The following is a 20,725-nucleotide window of genomic DNA, read 5'->3' as shown; positions in this document are numbered from 1 at the left end:
CGATTCGCCAATAATCAACGCCCCTATGCGGGGCGGGATCACGAACAGGGTCAGACGGCGAGAACGCCCGCAGGTTCCGCAAGCGTGCCGTTAGTTGAAGAAATGAACTGTTGACGCCTTCGGATCAGGCCTTCAGATACTGCTCGCGCGCGCCCAGCCAGCAGTTCAGATGCTGCGTGACCACATGCGGATGCTCGTGCAGCAGGCGTTCGGCCGCGTCGCGGGCCGGGTCGATCAGCCAGGTGTCGGTTTCGAGATTGGCGAAGCGCAGCATGGCCGCGCCCGACTGACGCGCACCGAGGAACTCGCCGGGGCCGCGAATTTCGAGGTCGCGGCGCGCGATCTCGAAGCCGTCGGTGGTTTCGCGCATGGTTTGCAGGCGCGCGCGGCCCGTGGGCGACAGCGGCCCGGTGTACAGCAGCACGCAGACCGAGGCCGCCGTGCCGCGCCCCACCCGCCCGCGCAACTGGTGCAGCTGCGCGAGGCCGAAGCGCTCGGCGTGCTCGATCACCATCAGCGAGGCGTTGGGCACGTCCACGCCCACTTCGATCACCGTCGTGGCGACCAGCAGTTGCACTTCGTTGCGCGAAAAGCCATCCATGACCGCCGCCTTGTCCGCCGACGCCAGCCGCCCGTGCACGAGCCCGACCGTGAGTTCGGGCAGCGCGGCCACGAGCGTCTCGTAAGTCTCCACGGCGGTCTGCAACTGCAGCGTCTCGCTTTCCTCGATCAGCGGACAGACCCAGTACACCTGACGCCCCGTGAGCGCCGCCGCGCGCACGCGCGCGATCACTTCCTCGCGGCGCGCGTCGGAGACGAGCTTGGTGAGAATGGGCGTGCGGCCGGGCGGCAGTTCGTCGATGGTGGAGACGTCGAGGTCGGCGTAATAGGTCATCGCGAGCGTGCGCGGGATCGGCGTCGCGGTCATCATCAGCTGATGCGGCTGGAACTCGCGTTTCGCGTCGTCCGGCGACTTCGCGTTCTGCGCCTTCGCGCGCAGCGCGAGGCGCTGCTCCACGCCGAAGCGATGCTGTTCGTCGACGATCACGAGACCGAGCCGCGCGAATTCCACGGCGTCCTGAATGATCGCGTGCGTGCCGATCACGAGCTGCGCGGTGCCGAGCGCGGCGGCTTCGAGCGCGGCGCGCTTTTCCTTCGCCTTGAGGCTGCCCGAGAGCCAGGCCACCTGCACGCCGAGCGGTTCGAGCCAGCCGCGCAGCTTGCGCGCGTGCTGCTCCGCGAGAATTTCGGTGGGCGCCATCAGCGCGGCCTGATAACCGGCGTCGATGGCCTGCGCGGCCGCGAGCGCCGCGACCACGGTCTTGCCCGCGCCCACGTCGCCTTGCAGCAGACGCTGCATCGGATGCGGCTGTTCCAGATCGTGCGCGATCTCGCCGACCACGCGCTCCTGCGCGTTCGTCAGCGTGAACGGCAGTTGTTCGCGCAGCCGCGCGAGCAGCGTGGTCTCGCTGTTGCGGCCCGCGACGTGGCGCGGCATCGCGGGCGCGGCGCGCGTGCGGCGCTCCTCGTGCGCGCGCTTGAGCGAGAGCTGCTGCGCGAGCAGTTCGTCGAACTTGATGCGCGTCCAGGCGGGATGCGTGCCGTCGATCAGCGCGTGTTCGTCGGCGTTGATGGGCGGATGGTGCAGCGTCTTCACCGCGTCCATTAGACCGGGCAGATCGAGCGGCGCCATGAATTCGCGCGCGACGGATTCCGGCAGCAGTTCGGGCAGATGCGCGCGCGACAGCGCGTTGTCGATGGCCTTGCGCAGATACGCCTGGCTCACGCCCGCCGTCGACGGATAGACCGGCGTGAGCGCCTGCGGCAGCGGCGCGTCGCCTTCCACGACCTTCACGGCCGGGTGCACCATCTCCATGCCGAAGAAGCCGCCGCGCACGTCGCCGCGCACGCGCAGGCGCTTGCCGACCGCCATCTGCGTGACCTGCGAGCCGTAGAAGTTCAGGAAGCGCAGATGCAGTTCGTCGCCGTTGTGGTCGCGCAGTTTGACGACCAGCTGGCGGCGCGGGCGATACGCGACTTCGTTGTCGAACACCACGCCTTCGGTCTGCGAGACGCCGCCTGGCAGCAGTTCGCCGATGGGCGTGAGCGTGGTTTCGTCCTCGTAGCGCATCGGCAGATGCAGCACGAGGTCGATGTCGCTGCGCAGGCCGAGTTTGGCGAGCTTGTCGGCGGTTTTGGCGAGCTTGGGTTTGTCTTTCGCTGCGTCTTTGGCTGCCGCTTTCGACGCGGCTTTTCCAGCGGCTTTTCCAGCGGCTTTTTCCGCGCCATTTTCTTCAGCGGCTGGCGCATTTTTCGCGGCGCTTTTCTTTGCGGCCGCGCGTTTGCGCGGCGCGGGCGCGTCCGCCGCCTCGTCGCGCGCGTCCGCACGCGTGTCGTCGTGCGGGACGCTCGCGGATTCGGCTTCGGACATCATTCGGCTAACGGACGAGGGCATGGGCGGCTTCGCAAGTACAATATCGGCTTTCCGGTCAGGCGCGGCGCATCGGCGCGACCGCCTGCCGTGCAGGCCGCCTCGTCGAGCGCACCCCCGCAATCATAGCGTTTCAACGCGCGCGGGCCGACAGTACGGGCGCTTTTTTGGGGCGCGAGTGTACGTCCTGAGGGCGTCCCGAGGGTGTCCTGAGTGCGTCCCCAGCGCGCCTTGGGCGCGGCAAAGACCGCAGCAACAACCGCTTTTCACCGCCGCGCGCCGCATCGTCGGCGCAGTGCCGTTTGGCGCATTTCCGTTTCATCAGGCCGCATGTTCAAGCTTTCCGATTTCGATTTCGATCTTCCCGAAGAACTGATCGCGCAGATCGCCCTGCCCGAGCGCAGCGCGAGCCGCCTTCTGGAAGTGGACAATTCCGTGCAGCCCGCGCGGCTGACCGACCGCACCGTCGCGGACCTGCCCGCGTGCATCGCGCCCGGCGATCTGCTGGTGTTCAACGATACCAAGGTGCTGAAGGCGCGCTTCTTCGGCCAAAAGGCCAGCGGCGGCAAGATCGAGGTGCTCGTCGAGCGCCTGACCGGCGCGCGCTCGGCGCTCGCGCAGATCCGCGCGAGCAAGAGCCCCGGCCCCGGCACGGTGCTGCGTCTGGCCGACGCCTTCGACGTGACGGTGGGCGAGCGCGTCGAGCCGTTCTACACGCTGCATTTCCCCGACGACTGCCTCACGCTGATCGAGCAGTTCGGCCGTCTGCCGCTGCCGCCGTACATCACGCACGACGCCGACGCGAGCGACGAAACCCGCTACCAGACCGTGTTCGCGCAGAATCCGGGCGCGGTGGCCGCGCCCACGGCGGGCCTGCACTTCGACGACGCGCTGCTCGCCAAGCTCGACGCGCAAGGCGTGGAGCGCGCGACGCTCACGCTGCATGTGGGCGCGGGCACGTTCCAGCCGGTGCGCGTGGAAAACATCGCCGATCACACGATGCACAGCGAGTGGTATCAGCTGCCGCAGTCGCTCGTCGACAAGATCGCGGCCACGCGTGCACGCGGCGGACGCGTGATCGCCGTCGGCACGACCTCGATGCGCGCGCTCGAAGCGGCCGCGCGCGACGCTGACCGCGAAGGCCGCCCGCTCGCGGCCACCCAGGCCGAAACCGATATCTTCATCACGCCGGGCTATCAGTTCCGCGTGGTGGACCGGCTCGTGACGAACTTCCACCTGCCGAAATCGACGCTGCTGATGCTGGTGTCCGCGTTCGCGGGCATCGAGACGATTCGTGCGGCGTATCGTCACGCCATCGCCGAGCGTTATCGCTTCTTCAGCTACGGCGACGCCATGCTGCTCACGCGCACCGCCGACGCGCTCAAGGCTTAAAGCACAGCGTCGATCGTGGCGTCGATCGTTGCGTAGTTCACGCCCCATTTCCCCGCCGCCGCGCGCGTAAGCAACCCGCGCGACGGCGTATCACCATCCGCGCCGGACTGTTTTCCGGTTGCACAGGAGTCAAACGCATGACCGACGGTCAGCACAGCAACGCACGCGCCGAACACGGCGCCTATCTGGGCGAACGCCCGCAAAACGGCCTCAAATTCGAACTGCTCGGCACCGACGGCCTCGCGCGCCGCGGCCGCGTCACGCTCAATCATGGCGTGGTCGAAACGCCGATCTTCATGCCCGTGGGCACCTACGGCACCGTGAAGGCCACCCAGCCGCGCGAGCTGGAAGAGATGAAGGCGCAGATCATCCTCGGCAACACTTTCCACCTCTGGCTGCGTCCGGGTCTGGAAACCATCGAGGCGCACGGCGGCCTGCACCGCTTCATGGGCTGGAACCGGCCGATCCTCACCGATTCGGGCGGCTTCCAGGTGTTCTCGCTCGGCGACCTGCGCAAGATCTCGGAAGACGGTGTGCGCTTCGCCTCGCCCGTGAACGGCGACAAGCTGTTCCTCTCGCCCGAAGTGTCGATGCAGATCCAGAAGGTGCTGAACTCGGACATCGTCATGCAGTTCGACGAATGCACGCCCTACGCGACCAACGGCGTGCCGACCACGCACAAGGAAGCCGCCGACTCGATGCGCATGTCGATGCGCTGGGCGCAGCGCTCGATCGACGAATTCAACCGCCTCGGCAATCCGAACGCGCTGTTCGGCATCGTGCAGGGCGGCATGTTCGAGGATCTGCGCGACGAATCGCTGGCCGGTCTGTCGCAGATGCCGTTCCACGGCTACGCGATCGGCGGCCTCTCGGTGGGCGAGCCGAAGGAAGACATGATGCGCGTGCTCCAGCACATCGCGCCGAAGCTGCCCGCCGACAAGCCGCACTACCTGATGGGCATCGGCACGCCCGAAGATCTGGTGGCGGGCGTGGCCTCGGGCGTCGACATGTTCGACTGCGTGATGCCCACCCGCAACGCGCGCAACGGCTGGATCTTCACGCGTTTCGGCGACATCAAGATCCGCAACGCCACGCACAAGAACTCGCTGCGCCCGCTCGACGAGCAGTGCGGCTGCTACACCTGCCGCCACTTCACGCGCGGCTATCTGCATCACCTGCACCGCGTGGGCGAAATCCTCGGCGCGCAGCTCAACACGATCCACAACCTGCACTACTACCTGGAACTGATGAGCGAGATGCGCGAGGCGATCGAGACGAAGACCTTCGAGGCCTTCCGTCTGCGTTTCGCCGAAAACCGCGCACGCGGGGTGGATTGACGCGGGATTCAACCCGCTTTGACCAGGATTGCCCAGCCCGAGCGCGCTTTAGAAGGATTCCGATCGCGCGCGACGGCAAGCGCCCTCAGACTTTACAATTGCCTTTCGCGACATCGGCGCCGAGCCGGGCGAATCGCCGATCGGGCTGCAACACCTCTGCAACACATGCTTCGCGCAACGAGGCAACCAGGTATCAACCAGGTGAGCACCAGGTGTTAACAGCTTGATCGCAAAGCCCATTTGGCGTCGTCGTCGCGTATTAAGCCGGTGGTAGAATAACCGGCTCGCTTTTTGATCGTACCTTTGATCGTAGTGATCGTATAAACGGAGAGACCAACGTGTCGTTCATTTCCAATGCCTTCGCCCAAGGCTCCGCAGCTGGCGGCGCAGAATCGAGCCTGATGAGCTTCCTGCCGCTGATTCTGATGTTCGCCGTGCTGTACTTCATCATGATCCGTCCGCAGATGAAGCGCCAGAAGGAACACCGCAACATGCTCGCCGCCATGGCCAAGGGCGACGAAGTCATCATCAGCGGCGGTATCGTCGGCAAGGTCACCAAAGTCAGCGAAGCCTACGTTGGCGTCGAAATCTCCGACGGCACGGAAGTCACCGTGCAGAAGTCGTCGGTAACGACCATCCTGCCGAAGGGCACGATCAAGTCGCTGTAAGCGCGAGACGATCGATCACCTCGTCGATCACTTCAGGCCGCGGCTGAGTCCGCGGCCCGGCGCGTCCGGCCCGGCCCCCTGCATCACCCTGAGGCGCACTGAAGCGCCTCGCACGGGGCGGCAAGCGGGCCTTGCCGGACGCGCGCGCATCGAGATGGCAATTCCCCTCCCCCGTTGGGCCAACCAATGAACCGTTATCCCCTCTGGAAATATGTCGTGATGCTGGTGGCGCTAGTCATCGGCCTCGTGTACACATTGCCCAATTTCTTCGGCGAAGCGCCCGCGGTCCAGGTGTCGAGCGGTAAAGCCACCGTCAAACTCGACTCCGGCACGCTCGCGCAGGTCGAAGCCGCGGTGGCCGCGGCCAACATCAAGGCCGACGACGTCACCTTCGACAATTCGTCGATGAACGCGAACATCCGCGTGCGCGTGGCCGACACCGACACCCAGCTGCGCCTCAAGGACGCGCTCAGCAAAGCGCTGAACGCCGACCCGAGCGATCCGCAGTACATCGTCGCGCTGAACCTGCAGAGCGCCTCGCCGCGCTGGCTGACGGCGCTGCACGCGCTGCCGATGTACCTCGGTCTGGACCTGCGCGGCGGCGTGCACTTCCTGCTCCAGGTCGACATGAACGGCGCGCTGAACAAGAAGCTCGATTCCGACGCTTCCGACGCCCGCACGCTCCTGCGCGACAAGAATATCCGCGACGGCGGCGTGAACCGCGTCGGCCAAAGCGTCGTGATCAATTTCGCCGACCCGGCCGTGGCCGACCAGGCGAACAAGGTGCTGTCGGGTTCGGGCGGCATCGGCGAACTCGTGTGGGCCACGCAGAACGCGCCGGAAGGCGGCGTGCAGCTGGTCGGCACCTTCACGCCGGCAGTCAAGAAAGCGGTGCAGGACGCCGCGCTCAAGCAGAACATCCAGACGCTGCACAACCGCGTGAACGAACTGGGCGTGTCCGAGCCCGTGATCCAGCAGCAAGGCGACGACCGCATCGTGGTCGAACTGCCGGGCGTGCAGGACACCGCGAAGGCGAAGGACATCATCGGCCGCACGGCAACGCTCGAAGCGCGCCTCGCCGACCCGAACGGCCTGCACCCGAGCCCGGGCGACCCGGTGCCGCCGGGCGACGAGCTGTTCACGCAAGGCAACGCCGCGCCGGTGCTGCTGCGCAAGGCCGTGATCTTCACGGGCGACCGCATCATCGACGCGTCGGCGGGCTTCGACGAACATCAGCGTCCGTCGGTCAACATCCGTCTCGACTCGGCGGGCGGCCGCGCGGTGCGCAGCGTTTCGCGCGACAACATCGGCAAGCCGATGGCGATGGTGCTGTTCGAAAAGGGCAAGGGCGAAGTGCTGACGGTGGCCACGATCCAGTCGGAACTGGGCGACCGCTTCCAGATCACGGGCCAGCCCACGCCGCAAGCCGCCGCCGACCTCGCGCTGCTGCTGCGCGCCGGTTCGCTCGCGGCGCCGATGGACATCATCGAAGAACGCACGGTCGGTCCGAGCCTCGGCGCGGACAACATCCGCAAGGGCTTCGACTCGGTGGTCTACGGCTTTGCCGCGATCGCCGTGTTCATGATCGCGTACTACATGCTGTTCGGCATGATCTCCATGATCGGCCTCTCGGTCAACCTGCTGCTGCTGGTGGCCGTGCTCTCGATGATGCAGGCCACGCTCACGCTGCCGGGTATTGCCGCTATCGCGCTCGCGCTCGGTATGGCGATCGACGCGAACGTGCTGATCAACGAGCGCGTGCGTGAAGAACTGCGCAACGGCGCGCCGCCGCAACTGGCTATCCAGAACGGCTATGCGCACGCCTGGGCGACGATTCTCGACTCGAACGTCACCACGCTGATCGCCGGTCTCGCGCTGCTCGCGTTCGGTTCGGGCCCGGTGCGCGGCTTCGCGATCGTGCACTGTATCGGCATCCTGACCTCGATGTTCTCGGCCGTGTTCTTCTCGCGCGGTCTCGTGAACCTCTGGTACGGCGGCAAGAAGAAGCTGAAGTCGCTGGCCGTGGGTCAGGTCTGGCGTCCCGAACCCGAGACGGCGGGCGCGCCCGCGCTCTCCGACGCGGACACCGACACCGACACGGGCCGTGCCCTCGCCAGCAACGCCGCGAACGCCACCAAACGCGAACCGGCCAAGGCCGGCGCGAAGGGCAGCGCGCGCGCCAAGCCCACGGTGCGCCGCCGCAACGGCGCGAACGGCCCGGACAACACCGGCTCGCCCCGCTGATACGGAGACTAGAAAATGGAATTTTTCCGCATCCGCAAAGACATCCCGTTCATGAAGCACGCGTTGATCTTCAACGCGATCTCCTTCATTACGTTCATCGCGGCGGTGTTCTTCCTGTTCCACCGCGGCCTGCATCTGTCGATCGAATTCACGGGCGGCACGGTCATCGAAGTGCAGTACCCGCAGGCGGTGCCGCTCGAACCGCTGCGTGACTCGCTCGGCAAGATCGGTTACGGCGACGCCCAGGTGCAGAACTTCGGCACCTCGCGCGACGTGCTGATCCGCCTGCCGATCAAGCAGGGCCTCTCCTCGGCGCAGCAAAGCGACCAGGTGATGAACACGCTCAAGGCCGACAATCCGCAAGTGCTGCTGCAGCGTGTGGAATTCGTCGGTCCGCAGGTGGGCAAGGAACTCGCCACCGACGGCCTGCTCGCGCTCGCGTGCGTGGTCGCCGGCATCATCATCTATCTGTCGTTCCGCTTCGAGTGGAAATACGCCGTGGCCGGCGTGATCGCCAACCTGCACGACGTGGTGATCATTCTCGGCTTCTTCGCGTTCTTCCAGTGGGAGTTCTCGCTCTCCGTGCTCGCGGCGGTGCTCGCGGTGCTCGGTTATTCGGTGAACGAATCGGTCGTTATCTTCGACCGGATTCGCGAGACCTTCCGCCGCGAACGCAAGATGAGCGTCGTGCAGGTCATCAACCACGCGATCACGAGCACGATGTCGCGAACCATCATCACCCACGGCTGTACGGAAATGATGGTGCTGTCGATGTTCTTCTTCGGCGGCCCGACGCTGCACTACTTCGCACTGGCGCTGACCGTGGGTATTCTGTTCGGTATCTACTCGTCGGTGTTCGTGGCGGCATCGCTGTCGATGTGGCTCGGCGTGAAGCGCGAAGACCTCATCAAGGACAAGAAGGACAAGTACGATCCGAACGATCCGAACGCCGGCGCACAGGTTTAATGCTGGTATAGATCACGCGCTTCGTTCCTTCGAACGCAGCCGTGCAAAAAAAGCCCCGCAATCGCGGGGCTTTTTTCTTTTTGCGCGCGCGTGCGTGCGTCAGGCAAGGCATGGCGCTTAATGCTTACTGCTTGATCCCTTCGGCCTGGATGTGCAGCTTCGTCTCCATCTTGAAGCCGTACTTCTTGCCCATGTCCATGCCGAACGCGTCGCGGTCGAACTCGGCTTCGGCTTCCACGCCGCACACCTCGCGCTTGAGCATCGGGTGCTGCATGCACTTGAACGATTCGATTTCGAGCTTGAGCGGCTTCGTCACGCCGTGCAGCGTGAGCGTGCCGATCACTTCCTTGGGCCGGTCGCCGTCGAACACGATCTGCGTGCCCTTGTAGGTGGCCGTCGGATATTTCGCGACGTCGAAGAATTCGTCGCTGCGCAGGTGCTTGTCGAGCTCCGTGTTGCCCGTCTGCACGGAAGCCGGATCGATCGTCACGTCGACGGTGCCGGTCTTGCCCGCGCGGTCGAGCGTGACCGTGCCGGTGGTCTTCGTGAACTTGCCGCGCCACACCGAGAGGCCGCCGAAGTGGTCGGACTCGAAGCTCGGATAGGTGTGGTTCGGATCGAGCTGATAGACGTCGGCGGCGTGCGCGAGCGGGGCGGCGAACGAGGCGGCGAGGAGCAGCGCGACGGCGGCCGCGGCTTTTGGCAAGGCGAATTGCGCGGTGGATTTTGCGGCGGACTTCGCGGTGTGCTTGGCATGCTTGTTCAAGTGCGTCTCCAGAGTCGGCAACGTCATGGAAAAGAAGCGCGCCGCCGCGTGCGTTGCCCTTACTTGTGCGCGACGACGATATGAAACTTGATCAGCACTTCGTCCGCGACCGTCGACGTGTCTTTCCACTCGCCCGTGCCGATGGCGAACGCCAGCCGGTGAATGGGCAAGGTGCCGTCGTAGGTCTGCGTGCCGCCCTGCTGCGTGAGCACGACCGGCACCGTCACGGGCTGGGTGCGGCCCTTGATGGTCAGATTGCCGGTCACGCTGTACTGGCTCGGCCCGGTCGAGACGATCGCGGTGGACACGAACGTGGCCTGCGGATACGTCTTCGCATCGAACCACTCGGGCCCGCGCACCGAATCGTTGTAGGTCGGGCTGCCGAGATCGTAGCTGCCCGTGTCGACCGTGATGCGCGCCGTGCCGCCCGACGGTTTGGCCGGATCGAAGGCGATCTGCGCGTCGAACTTCATGAAGCGCCCTTCGACCCGCACGTTCATCTGCCGCGAGATCGCCACGAGCGTGCTCTTGTCGGCGTCGATCTGCGCGAGCGCGCTGGTCTGCACGCAGATCGCCGCCAGTAGCACGGCCACAAACGCGGCCCCCCACTGGCTCCGCCCTCTGACCCAACGCGCCAGCCTGGACATTCCTTCCATGATCTTCCCCGCAGCGAGCGCCGGCCGCCTCCGACAACGACGCCCGCCGCCCGCGCAGGCCCCGAGGAGGGAGGGCCGTCGAATCGGCCCCTCAGCTGCAAAGATAGCCCATGCGCGCGACTGCAAACATCTGCGGATAGAGGATAGCGCGGCTTGCCGCGCACACGCGCCGGGCGTGCCCGCCGCGCGTGCGCCTGCCGGCGTGCGCGCATGGGCCGCGCAAACGTGGCACACTCCCTCGCCCGTCATGCAGCACGGCCCGGCGGCGAGTCCGGCGAGACCTCGGCCCGCAAATTGCTAAGCCTTGCCGACGAGCGCCGACGCTTGCCGACATGCGCGCCAGGACGCGCCGCGGCGCCGTCCAGACGCCGCCGCACCCCACGGGCAAGCAAACGTCCGCGCCACGGGCCGTTTGGTAACATGGCCGGCAAGCGCGCCGCGTGCGCCCGCGCACGTCGAGCGGCCGTGCCGCCGTTCGGCCCGCGCTGCATGCCCCGTTCACGTCGTTTTGCGCCACCTGCCCGCATGGCCCAGGAAAAACTGATCGCGTGTCACGAATGCGACGCGCTCTACCGCAAACCTCGCCTGCTCGGGCGTGAAACCGCGCGCTGCACGCGCTGCGGCGCCACGCTCTATCACAGCGCTTCGTCACAGCTCGACCGCATCTGCGCGATCACCGTCGCCGCACTGCTCACCTTCATCATCGCGCAGTCGTTTCCCATCATCGAACTCGACGCCAACGGCATCACCACGGAATCGAGCCTGTTCGGCGCGCTCGTGGTGCTCTGGAACGAGGACATGCAGATCGTCGCGGTGATGGTTTTTTGCGCAACCATCCTTTTTCCGCTCACCGAGATGGTGGCGCTGCTCTACGTGCTGCTGCCGATCCGGCGCGGCTTCATCCCGCCCGGCTTCGATCTCGTGCTGCGCGCGATCCAGTTCGTGCGGCCCTGGGGCATGCTCGAAGTGTTCATGCTCGGCGTGCTGATCACGATCGTGAAGATGGTGAGCCTCGCGCGCGTGATCCCGGAAACGGCGCTGTTCGCGTTTGGTGCGCTCACGCTGATGTTCACCGTGGTCGTGACGTTCGACTCGCGCACGCTCTGGGATATCGCCGATGCGCTGCGCGACAGCGCGCTCGCGGCGCGCCGCGGCGGCGCGGGTCCGGTGCCGGACGGCGGTCCGAATGGCGGTCCGAATGGCGGTCCAGGCGGCTCGGGCAGTCCGGGCGGCAGCGGCGGCCTCGACACCGCCGCAGGCCCGCACACGCCCGACGGCCACGGCATCGATCCGCTCGGCCTGCTCGATCCGGGCGTGCCATCGGTGATCGCCCAGGCCGGCGCATCGGGGGCGATCGCCGACCCGGAAATCCGCGGCACGGCCCACGACGCCCGGCAAGACGTCGGGCAAGACACCCCGCCGCATCCCCGTCCCGAGGGCTCGCGATGAACAAATACCTCACCGCCGCCGACGCCGGCCTGATCTCCTGCCACGCCTGCGGCCACGTGCAGCCGCTGCAGCGCCGAATCGCGCACCCGCGCTGTCTGCGCTGCCACTCGCCGCTGCACACGCGCAACCCGGACAGCCTGATGCGCACCTGGGCGCTGCTGATCGCCGCCGCGCTGCTCTATATTCCGGCCAACATCCTGCCGGTCATGCACACGGCCTCGCTGGTCGGCGACGAGGACGACACCATCATGAGCGGCGTCGTCTACTTCTGGACCTCGGGCGACGCGCCGCTCGCCGTGATCGTGTTCATCGCCAGTATCCTGGTGCCGATGCTCAAGCTGTCGGTGCTCGCGCTGCTCTGCTTCACATCGCAGCGCCGCTCCACCTGGCGCCCCGCCGAGCGCACCAAACTCTACCGGCTGGTCGAATTCATCGGCCGCTGGTCGATGCTGGACGTCTTCGTTGTCACCCTGACCGTGGCGCTGGTACGCTTCCAGTCGCTTGCGGTGATCACGGCGGGCCCCGGCGCCATCGCGTTCGGCTCGGTCGTGATCCTGACGATGATCGCGTCGATGCAGTTCGATCCGCGTCTCATCTGGGATCCGGTAGACGAAGACAAGCAACAACCCACGCAACACTCTCAGGATCACCCACATGAATAGTCCGAAAGGACCCACCCCGGCCGCCGGCGGCTCGGGTTCAGGCGGCGGCGGCTTGCCGCCCGACCTGCCCGAACCGGACATCGTCAAGCCCAAACGCTGGCTGCCCTCGCTCGTCTGGATCGTGCCGCTCGTCGCGGCGCTGATCGGCGTTGCGCTCGTGGTGAAGTCGGTGGCCACGCGCGGGCCCACCATCACCATCAGCTTCATGACCGCCGAAGGGCTCGAACCCGGCAAGACCAAGGTCAAGTACAAGGACGTCGATATCGGCTCGGTGCGCGCCATCAAGCTCTCGCCGAACCTCTCGCGCGTGTTCGTGACCGTCGAGCTGACGAAGGACGCCGAAAACTTCGCCAAGAAGGACAGCCGCTTCTGGGTGGTGCGTCCGCGCGTGGGCGCGAGCGGCGTCTCGGGTCTCGGCACGCTGCTGTCGGGCTCGTATATCGGCGCCGATGCGGGCCGCTCCGACGAAACCGCCAGCGACTTCACCGGGCTGGAAACGCCGCCCGCCGTGACCATCGACGAGAAAGGCCATCGCTACACGCTGCACAGCGAAAACCTCGGCTCGCTCGATATCGGCACGCCGATCTTCTATCGACGCATCCAGGTGGGCCAGGTCACCGGCTATTCGCTCGACAAGGACGGCACGGGCGTGACCGTGCAGGTGTTCGTGAGCGCGCCGTACGACCAGTACGTGGGCACCAACACGCGCTGGTGGCACGCGAGCGGCGTGAACGTGCAGCTCGATTCGAGCGGCTTCAAGGTCAACACGCAGTCGCTCGCGACGGTCGTGACGGGCGGCCTCGCCTTCCAGGCGCCGCCGGGCCAGGCGATGGGTCCGCAGGCGCCCGACGCCGCCACCTTCACGCTCGCCAGCGACGAAAGCGAAGCGATGCACGAGCCGGACGGCGCGCCGGTGCGCGTGGTCATGTACTTCAACCAGTCGCTGCGCGGTCTCGCGGTGGGCGCGACCGTGGACTTCCGCGGCATCGTGCTCGGCCAGGTGACCGATATCGGCATCGAATACGATCCGAAGGAACACAACTTCACCATGCCGGTGACGATGGATCTGTATCCGCTGCGTCTGTCGCGCCGCACGCGCGGCGAAGCGCCCGCGCCGCATACGCCGCAGAGCCACGAGCTGATCAAGCGGCTCGTCTCGCGCGGTCTGCGCGGCCAGCTGCGCACGGGCAATCTGATCACCGGCCAGCTCTACATCGCGCTCGACATCTTCCCGAAGGCCGGTCCGGCCAAGGTGGATCTCGACCGCGACCCGATGGAGCTGCCGACCGTGCCGAACTCGCTCGAAGAACTGCAGCTGCAAGTGGCCGACATCGCCAAGAAGCTCGATCAGATTCCGTTCGACAAGATCGGCAACAACCTGAACGAATCGCTCAAGAGCGCGAACCAGCTGTTCGGCCAGGTCAACGATCAGCTTCTGCCGCAGATGAAGGGCACGCTCGATGAGGCGCAGAAGACCTTCAGCGCCGCGCAGTCCACCTTGCAGCAGGATTCGCCGCTGCAGTCCGACGTGCACCAGGCGCTGCAGGAACTGACGCGCACGCTGCAATCGCTCAACTCGCTCTCGGATTATCTGGAGCGCCATCCCGAATCGCTGCTGCGCGGCAAATCAGGAGACAAGCCATGACGTTTCGCCGGCGCCCCCTCCGGCGCGTTGCCGCCCTCGCTACCGTGGCTGCCTTGTCGGCGCTCGCGGGCTGCGCCTCGCCCGTGAGCCACTTCTACACGCTGAGCCCGACCGACGACGCGGCGCGCACCCAGCCCGCCGCCGCGACGAGCGGCAACCCGGCGTGGCTGATCGAACTCGCGCCCGTCGACGTGCCGCCGCAGGTCGCGAAGGCGCAGTTCGTCGTGCAGACCGACGCCACGCAGGTGCGCGTGCTCGAACAGGAACGCTGGGCGTCGATGCCCGGCGACGAAATCCGCCGCGCGCTTTCGGGCGACCTCACGCAGCAGTTGAACACGATCGACGTGTACGGTTCGCCGCATCCCGACGGCGTGCCGGTCTACCGCGTGAGCGTGAACGTGCAGCGCTTCGAATCGTGGCCGGGCTCGCACGCGCTGATCGACGCGGTCTGGAGCGTGCGCTCGCTCGACTCGCAGACCGTCATGACCTGCCGCAGCGTGCTCAACGAACCGGTCGGCGACGGTTACGACGCGCTCGTGGTCGGCCACCGCCGCGCCGTCGCGTCGCTGTCGCAGGCGATTTCGAGCGGCGTGCGCGCGCTCGCGGCCGCGCCGCGGGTGAGCGCGCCTGTGACGGGTGGCTCGTCGTCGGGCTCGTCGGCCTCGTCGAAGGGCGGCGCGAAGGCCGTCGTGAAGGTGAAGCCGCCCGTCAGCATCGCCTGCCCGCAAGTCGTACCGACCGCACAATCGGCTGGATCGGCTGGCTAATCGCGCTTTCCCACCGCGTTCCCTCTGCTTTCCCTCTACGTTCTCGATTGCGCGCCGCCTTCCCGACGGAATGCGGCGCGCCACTCTCCCCCTTCCTCATTCGATTCCGTGGCTTCCAGCCTGGCGCGTCCGCGCACATCGGCCAGACCCGATCGGTCCATCTAAAACGGTCAAACGCGCGCGGCCCGCGATAATGTCGGCTTGCCCCACCGCTTTTGACCGTTTGCCTATGTTTCGCTCGTTCCCCACGCTCTGGAAAAAATGGCGCGCCTCGCGCAGCGCAGGCCAGCAGCTCGACGCCCTGCTCGCCACCGCCGACGCCGATGCGCCCTACGCCGAGCGCAGCGACTGGCTGATCGAGCTCGCCCACTGGATTCACCGGCGCGGCACGCTCGACGGCGCCAGCCGCCCGGCCGCGTCCACACCGGACGCCATCACCAACTCAAACCATGACGCCGATGCCGCCGTCGATGCCGATGCCGATGCTCCGCCGCCGCCCGAACACGCCCGCCTGCGCTACCTGCTGCACGTGCTCGACCGCAATCCCGGCTGGAAGGCGAATGTCAGCGCCATCGTGCGCAAGCTGCTGCGCGAAAGCGACAGCATCTCGCTGCTCTGCGACGCCGGCATGCCCGTGCATTCGGGCCTGTTCGGCGCGCTGGTCGGCCGCGTCCAGGCGCTACTGATTCCGCCCGCGCCGAACCGCCGCGATCTCGCCGCGATTGTCACGCTGATGTTCCCCGCCGCGCACGATCCCGAGTGGATTGCGACGCTGCCGCCCGACGTGCTCGCGCGCCTGCGCGCGCTGATCGCCGAACCGCGCGGCGAAGCCGTGACGCATGACGAATCGCACATCGACGCACGAACCGCCGCACAAACCGCCGCGCAAACCAACGCGCCCGAACCCGCGCCATCCGGCGACATCCGCCCCCAGCGCGCGCCGCAAGGCACCGAATTCACGCTCGACCTGCTCACCGCGCTGCACAACCTCAGTTGCCAGATCAGCTCGACGGGCCTCTCGCCGACCGTGCGCAGCCGCCTGTCGCGCGACGAATCGCACGTCGCGGTCGAAAAGCTGCCGTTCTTCCGCCTCACGCGCGCGATGCTCGCCGTGGAAAACGCGCGCGATTCAGGCGACATCGCGCGGCTGCGTCAGGACGTGACGTGGCTGCGCCTGCTGCTCGACGAATGCCGCAAGGCCACCGACGACGTCTTCACGCATCTCTACCGCCACGGCGTGCGCGTCGATACGGTGTTTCAGGTCCAACGCATGCGCATGCGCATCGTGCGCGCCGAGCAATTGCTCGACGCCTGGATGTCGAGCGACGACGCCCGCACCCAGGCGCGCCTCGCCGCCGATCTCGTCAAGGCGAACCAGCAGAGCCAGAGCGTCTCGCACCTCGTGCGCAGCAATTTCGCGCTGCTCTCGCGCAAGGTGGTCGAGCTATCCGCCGACACCGGCGAGCACTACATCGCACGCGACCGCGCCGAATATCTGACGATGCTGCGAATGGCGGCGGGCGGCGGCCTCGTCACGGCGGTGACGGTGTACGTGAAGTTCGGCATCACGGGCGCGCATCTGCCATCGATGATCGAAGGACTGTTCGCGGGCATCAACTACGCGCTCAGCTTCCTCGTGATGCACTTCTGCCACTTCTCGCTCGCGACCAAGCAGCCCGCGATGACCGCGCCCACGCTCGCGCGCGAACTCGACGGCGCGAACGAAGCGCCGGGACGCGTGCGCTTCGTCTCGTCGGTCGTGGCGCTGATCCGCACCCAGGCGGCGGCCGTGCTCGGCAACGTACTGCTCGTGTTTCCGGCCTGCCTCGCGATCCAGCTCGTCTGCGGCTGGCTGTTCCATGCCGATCTGATCTCGCCCGCCAAGGCGCACGCGACGCTGCAATCGTTCTCGCTGATCGGACCGACGCCGTTCTACGCGGCGCTCACGGGCGTGCTGCTGTGGGCGTCGAGCCTGTTCGCCGGATGGGCCGACAACTGGTTCGTACTCCATCGCGTCGAGGACGCGCTCGCGTGGAACCGCCGTCTGCGCATGACGCTCGGCGTCTCCGGCGCGGCGCGTCTCGCGCGCTTTTGCCGTGTGAACGCGGCGGGCGTGTGGGGCAATCTCGTGCTCGGCATGATGCTCGGCCTCGTGCCGGCGATCGTCTCGGCGGTCGCGTTTCACTTCGAGGTGCGCCACGTCACGCTTTCGGCGGGATCGATCGGCGTGGCGCTGGGCGTGCTCGGCCCGGCGACGCTCAAGAGCGGCGAACTCTGGTGGGCCGTGGCGGGCGTCGCGAGCATGGCGGTGCTCAACGTGACGGTGAGCTTCGCGCTCGCTTTGCAGATGGCGCTGCGCTCGCGCGGCCTCGCGCGCAAGGACGTGCGTCCGCTCATGCGCGCGTTCTGGCGCCGCGTGACGCGCCATCCGGTTGATCTGGTGTGGCCGCTGCGGCGCGGCCAGTTGCGTGAAGACAACGAGTGAACACCGCGTTTTGATCTGCCGTTCGGCCAACGTTGCTGCCCAGGTTGACGTTGGCCATCGCGTGCTCGCCGCCCCAGCGCCACGCTAAGGGACGCATTCGCCTCGCATTCGACCTGCTGGCAGCAGGCACGCATTCATCCGTCTGCGAGGCGTCCCTTATGTTTGATCTACGTCGCGGCGCGTCACTCGAAGCCGTTGCCGCGTGTAGTCACCTGGGCTACAGTCCTCATGATTCGAACCTTTCGGCACAAAGGTCTTGCATCGTTTTTTCTGGAAGGCAGCAAGGCGGGCATCCAGGCGCATCACGCGCCGCGTCTGCGCATCCTGCTCGGCGCGCTCGATCAGGCGCGCGGGCCGCACGACATGAACGCGCCGCCCTGGCGTCTGCACGCGCTGCAAGGCAGCCTCGCCGGCCACTGGGCGGTGTGGGTGAACGGCAACTGGCGCCTCACCTTCCTGTTCGAAGGCGCCGACGCGATCCTCGTCGATTACCAGGACTACCACTGAGGGCATACGCATGAGCAGAATGCATAATCCGCCGCATCCCGGCGAGGTACTGCGGGACTGGATTCCCGCGGCGGTCACCGTCACGCAGGCGGCGCACGAGCTGCACATCAACCGCGTCACGCTGTCGAACCTGCTGAACGGCAAGGCCGGCATGACTGCCAATCTCGCGCTGCGGCTTTCGGCGTGGCTCGGCACCACGCCGGAACACTGGCTCGGGCTGCAGGCGCAATGGGATCTCTGGCAGGCGCGCCGCCAGCCGCGCCCGCGCATCCGGCCGCTCGCGCGCGTGGCGGCGCAAGCCGATCTGGCGGCGAACTGAGGGCACGCAGAGGGCGAGCAGAAGCCGCACGGAGGGCGCGTAACGTCCGCCCGAAGGCGTTCTGCCACGCGCCAGCGCGTGCGGTTGCGAGGCACCGCGCAGCCGTCCCGCCAGCCGCCGCGCGAGCGTCCGCAGCCCGCGTCGTCGTTCGGCGCGGACACGCGCCCCGGCGCGCCCTCACAACCCGCGTACAATAGCGCCTTCCCCCGCAGCGTCACCTCTCTTCTCTCATGTCTTTCGATTTCTTCGCCCCCTGCCCGCGTGGCCTCGAAGCCGCGCTCGCCGCCGAACTCGCGGAAACCGCGCAACGGCGCCTGCCGCCCGGCGCGCTCCAGGTCGGCGCCGAAGTACCCGGCGGCGTGCATTTCCGCGGCAACTGGGCCGGCGGCATGGCCGCGAACCTGCATTCGCGCATCGCGAGCCGCGTGCTCCTCAAGATCGCCCAGCGTCCGTATCGCGGCGAACAGGACATCTACGCGCTCGCCCGCGAACAACAGTGGGAAAAGTGGTTCTCGCCGAACGAGACGATCCGCATCGACATCACCGCGATCAAATCGCCGCTGCGCAGCCTCGAATTCGCCACGCTGCGCGTGAAGGATGCGATCTGCGACCGCATGCGCGACAAGGCCGGCTCGCGTCCGAGCGTCGATACCGCCTATCCCGACGTGCGCATCTTCGCGTTCCTGACCGCCACCGAGTGCACGCTCTATCTCGACACCTCGGGCGAGCCGCTGTTCAAGCGCGGCTGGCGTCTCGACAAGGGGGCGGCGCCGCTGCGCGAGAATCTCGCGGCCGGCATCCTGCGCCTCACGGGCTGGACGCCCGAGCAGCCGCTCTACGATCCGATGTGCGGCTCCGGCACCTTCCTCGCGGAAGCCTGGCAGGTCGGGCTCGACATCGCGCCGGGTCTGGAACGCAGCTTCGGCTTCGAGCGCCTCAAGCAGGCCGACTCGGCCGCCTGGCGCCATCTGAAAAGCGAGGCCAACACGGCGCGCAACACGGCGCTGAGCCGCGCGAAAGACCTGCATATCTTCGGCAGCGACATTTCGGACGTGATGCTCGACAAGGCGCGCGCCAACTTCACGCGCGCCGGGCTCGGCAAGGTGCCGCTCAAGCAGCTCGACGCCCGCAACATGACGCCGCCCGCCGAGGGCGACGGCATTCTGGTGGCGAACCCGCCGTATGGCGAGCGTATCGAGGTGCGCGGCCGCAACGCGCGCGGTGAGCTGCGTGAGCGTAATCCGCGTAACGAAGACGATTACGATGCACCGGAAGCGTTCCGCCGCGTCCACACCGACGCGCCCGACGCCGAGTTTTTCCAGGCGTTCGGCGACGCGCTCAAGCAGCGCTTCACGGGCTGGCGCGCGTTCATCCTCACCTCGGACCGCAAGCTGCCGGGCCAGTTGCGCCTGCGCGAATCGGCCAAGACGCCGCTGTTCAACGGCGCGCTCGAATGCCGTCTGTTCCGCTTCGACCTGATCGCGGGCAGCGTGCGTCAACGTCCGGCGGCGAGTAATGCCGATGCGGGTACTCAATCCGCAGACAAACCCGCAGACTCGCGCGAGTAAGCAGCACCTTCACCGGCGCGGCCCCATGCCGCGCCGGAACCACCCCACCTCGCTTCACCTCGCGCTCACACGCGCGACGGCCCCACCTCCGCACCGCGCGCATCGACGGGCAACGGATACCCTTCGTACTCGGGAAACAACTTCGGCAGCAGAAAGTCCGGCAGGCTGTAGCGCGAGAAACAACGCGACGTCGAAGCCGGATGGATCAGATGCAGGCAACTCGCGCGCGCATCCTCGGCGGCGAGCACTTTCTGGCCCGCGCTCACCACGCGGCGGATAAAGCTTTCGTCCTCGCCGAGATTCACATCGTCGAAGCTTGCGATCTCGAACAGCGACTTGCGATACACGTAGGCGAAACCGTAGAAGAGGATGAAGTCGGCGCCGATCTGCATCTTCTCGTGGAAGGTCACGGTGCCGACTTCCTGCCCCTTCAGTTCATAGTGCAGCCCGACGCGCGCGTTCAGGTCCATGTAGCCGAGAAAACGCGTGTGCGGCGCGTACATCCAGAACGTCGAGAGCTTCATCAGCGCGGCGTCGTTCGCGCGCAGCATCGTGGTCATGTCGGCGAGATAGTGCGAGGCGTAGTGGTCGTCGTCGTCGAAATGGGCGATCAGTTCGCCGCGTGCCTCGCTCACCAGCCGGTTGCGCTTGGCGCCGATCGTCAGACGCTCGCCCGACCAGAAGTAGCGCACGCGCGCGTCGCGCTGCGCGAGATCGCGCATGAAGGCGCTCGGCGCGGGGCTGTCGTCGAATACCAGCCACTCCCAGTCGACCTGCTGGCGCGCCACGCAGCGCGCGATGGCGGGCAGGAAGGCGTCGCGGTTCGCGGTGGGCGTGATGATGGAAACGTTTGGAGACATGAA

Annotated in this window: 16 protein-coding genes and 1 pseudogene; 13 read left to right on the top strand and 4 right to left on the bottom strand. The window is 66.9% G+C overall.

What is annotated here, in order from left to right; genetic code table 11:
- Positions 1–124: 124 nt before the first annotated feature.
- Positions 125–2,455, bottom strand: a complete 2,331-nt coding sequence (gene recG / locus LDO54_RS01115; RefSeq protein WP_224004857.1) for an ATP-dependent DNA helicase RecG — start codon at positions 2,453–2,455, stop codon at positions 125–127.
- A 306-nt stretch (positions 2,456–2,761) separates the two neighbouring features.
- On the opposite strand from recG, the gene queA reads away from it, so the two are divergent.
- From queA to secF, 5 genes are all read left to right on the top strand, one after another.
- Positions 2,762–3,823, top strand: a complete 1,062-nt coding sequence (gene queA, locus LDO54_RS01110) for a tRNA preQ1(34) S-adenosylmethionine ribosyltransferase-isomerase QueA (RefSeq protein ID WP_224004854.1) — start codon at positions 2,762–2,764, stop codon at positions 3,821–3,823.
- Positions 3,824–3,960: 137 nt separating this feature from the next.
- Entirely contained in the window at positions 3,961–5,160 is a 1,200-nt protein-coding gene (tgt, locus tag LDO54_RS01105) for a tRNA guanosine(34) transglycosylase Tgt (protein WP_224004851.1), read from the top strand.
- A gap of 338 nt (positions 5,161–5,498) precedes the next feature.
- Positions 5,499–5,828: a preprotein translocase subunit YajC gene (gene yajC, locus LDO54_RS01100; protein ID WP_065065097.1), complete on the top strand. Its 330-nt coding sequence runs from the start codon at positions 5,499–5,501 to the stop codon at positions 5,826–5,828.
- A 186-nt stretch (positions 5,829–6,014) separates the two neighbouring features.
- Entirely contained in the window at positions 6,015–8,072 is a 2,058-nt protein-coding gene (gene secD / locus LDO54_RS01095) for a protein translocase subunit SecD (protein ID WP_224004848.1), read from the top strand.
- A gap of 15 nt (positions 8,073–8,087) precedes the next feature.
- Positions 8,088–9,038, top strand: coding sequence for a protein translocase subunit SecF (gene secF, locus LDO54_RS01090; RefSeq protein WP_224004845.1), 951 nt, complete (start codon positions 8,088–8,090; stop codon positions 9,036–9,038).
- 124 nt (positions 9,039–9,162) lie between these two features.
- Here secF and LDO54_RS01085 read toward each other — a convergent pair whose 3' ends face one another.
- The gene (locus LDO54_RS01085) at positions 9,163–9,717 is read right to left on the bottom strand and encodes a YceI family protein (RefSeq protein WP_224005185.1); all 555 of its coding nucleotides are present in this window, start codon (positions 9,715–9,717) and stop codon (positions 9,163–9,165) included.
- A 146-nt stretch (positions 9,718–9,863) separates the two neighbouring features.
- On the bottom strand, positions 9,864–10,451 hold the full coding sequence (locus tag LDO54_RS01080) for a YceI family protein (protein WP_436975466.1): 588 nt from the start codon (positions 10,449–10,451) through the stop codon (positions 9,864–9,866).
- 534 nt (positions 10,452–10,985) lie between these two features.
- Between LDO54_RS01080 and LDO54_RS01075 the strand changes: the two are divergent.
- The 8 genes and pseudogenes from LDO54_RS01075 to LDO54_RS01040 all read left to right on the top strand — a co-directional run.
- Positions 10,986–11,627 (top strand): annotated as a pseudogene (locus LDO54_RS01075) (paraquat-inducible protein A); the annotation flags it as partial.
- A 278-nt stretch (positions 11,628–11,905) separates the two neighbouring features.
- A complete protein-coding gene (locus LDO54_RS01070) occupies positions 11,906–12,571 on the top strand; it encodes a paraquat-inducible protein A (RefSeq protein ID WP_224004836.1) in 666 nt (221 codons plus the stop codon).
- A complete protein-coding gene (locus LDO54_RS01065) occupies positions 12,564–14,216 on the top strand; it encodes an intermembrane transport protein PqiB (protein ID WP_224004833.1) in 1,653 nt (550 codons plus the stop codon). Before LDO54_RS01070 ends, LDO54_RS01065 begins: the two co-directional genes overlap by 8 nt.
- The gene (locus LDO54_RS01060) at positions 14,213–14,983 is read left to right on the top strand and encodes a PqiC family protein (RefSeq protein WP_224004830.1); all 771 of its coding nucleotides are present in this window, start codon (positions 14,213–14,215) and stop codon (positions 14,981–14,983) included. Before LDO54_RS01065 ends, LDO54_RS01060 begins: the two co-directional genes overlap by 4 nt.
- A 229-nt stretch (positions 14,984–15,212) precedes the next feature.
- Positions 15,213–17,468: a site-specific recombinase gene (locus LDO54_RS01055; RefSeq protein WP_224004827.1), complete on the top strand. Its 2,256-nt coding sequence runs from the start codon at positions 15,213–15,215 to the stop codon at positions 17,466–17,468.
- A gap of 228 nt (positions 17,469–17,696) precedes the next feature.
- Positions 17,697–17,975, top strand: a complete 279-nt coding sequence (locus LDO54_RS01050; protein ID WP_224004824.1) for a type II toxin-antitoxin system RelE/ParE family toxin — start codon at positions 17,697–17,699, stop codon at positions 17,973–17,975.
- 10 nt (positions 17,976–17,985) lie between these two features.
- The gene (locus LDO54_RS01045) at positions 17,986–18,294 is read left to right on the top strand and encodes a HigA family addiction module antitoxin (RefSeq protein WP_224004821.1); all 309 of its coding nucleotides are present in this window, start codon (positions 17,986–17,988) and stop codon (positions 18,292–18,294) included.
- A gap of 230 nt (positions 18,295–18,524) precedes the next feature.
- A complete protein-coding gene (locus LDO54_RS01040) occupies positions 18,525–19,862 on the top strand; it encodes a THUMP domain-containing class I SAM-dependent RNA methyltransferase (protein WP_224004818.1) in 1,338 nt (445 codons plus the stop codon).
- A 65-nt stretch (positions 19,863–19,927) separates the two neighbouring features.
- Here LDO54_RS01040 and LDO54_RS01035 read toward each other — a convergent pair whose 3' ends face one another.
- A complete protein-coding gene (locus LDO54_RS01035; RefSeq protein ID WP_224004815.1) occupies positions 19,928–20,722 on the bottom strand; it encodes a glycosyltransferase family 2 protein in 795 nt (264 codons plus the stop codon).
- Positions 20,723–20,725 lie beyond the last annotated feature (3 nt).

Origin of the sequence: Paraburkholderia tropica (assembly GCF_914484835.1) — a bacterium.
GTDB lineage: Bacteria > Pseudomonadota > Gammaproteobacteria > Burkholderiales > Burkholderiaceae > Paraburkholderia > Paraburkholderia tropica_A.
Note: the sequence above shows the minus strand (reverse complement) of the source record. Positions and strands in the feature narration are given on the sequence as shown.

What these genes read in the sequence shown, in the direction of transcription:
- recG (WP_224004857.1), bottom strand. Translation starts at nt 2,455, where the DNA reads ATGCCCTCGTCCGTTAGCCGAATGATGTCCGAAGCCGAATCCGCGAGC.
- queA (WP_224004854.1), top strand. Translation starts at nt 2,762, where the DNA reads ATGTTCAAGCTTTCCGATTTCGATTTCGATCTTCCCGAAGAACTGATC.
- tgt (WP_224004851.1), top strand. Translation starts at nt 3,961, where the DNA reads ATGACCGACGGTCAGCACAGCAACGCACGCGCCGAACACGGCGCCTAT.
- secD (WP_224004848.1), top strand. Translation starts at nt 6,015, where the DNA reads ATGAACCGTTATCCCCTCTGGAAATATGTCGTGATGCTGGTGGCGCTA.
- secF (WP_224004845.1), top strand. Translation starts at nt 8,088, where the DNA reads ATGGAATTTTTCCGCATCCGCAAAGACATCCCGTTCATGAAGCACGCG.
- LDO54_RS01080 (WP_436975466.1), bottom strand. Translation starts at nt 10,451, where the DNA reads ATGTCCAGGCTGGCGCGTTGGGTCAGAGGGCGGAGCCAGTGGGGGGCC.
- LDO54_RS01070 (WP_224004836.1), top strand. Translation starts at nt 11,906, where the DNA reads ATGAACAAATACCTCACCGCCGCCGACGCCGGCCTGATCTCCTGCCAC.
- LDO54_RS01065 (WP_224004833.1), top strand. Translation starts at nt 12,564, where the DNA reads ATGAATAGTCCGAAAGGACCCACCCCGGCCGCCGGCGGCTCGGGTTCA.
- LDO54_RS01060 (WP_224004830.1), top strand. Translation starts at nt 14,213, where the DNA reads ATGACGTTTCGCCGGCGCCCCCTCCGGCGCGTTGCCGCCCTCGCTACC.
- LDO54_RS01055 (WP_224004827.1), top strand. Translation starts at nt 15,213, where the DNA reads ATGTTTCGCTCGTTCCCCACGCTCTGGAAAAAATGGCGCGCCTCGCGC.
- LDO54_RS01050 (WP_224004824.1), top strand. Translation starts at nt 17,697, where the DNA reads ATGATTCGAACCTTTCGGCACAAAGGTCTTGCATCGTTTTTTCTGGAA.
- LDO54_RS01045 (WP_224004821.1), top strand. Translation starts at nt 17,986, where the DNA reads ATGAGCAGAATGCATAATCCGCCGCATCCCGGCGAGGTACTGCGGGAC.
- LDO54_RS01040 (WP_224004818.1), top strand. Translation starts at nt 18,525, where the DNA reads ATGTCTTTCGATTTCTTCGCCCCCTGCCCGCGTGGCCTCGAAGCCGCG.
- LDO54_RS01035 (WP_224004815.1), bottom strand. Translation starts at nt 20,722, where the DNA reads ATGTCTCCAAACGTTTCCATCATCACGCCCACCGCGAACCGCGACGCC.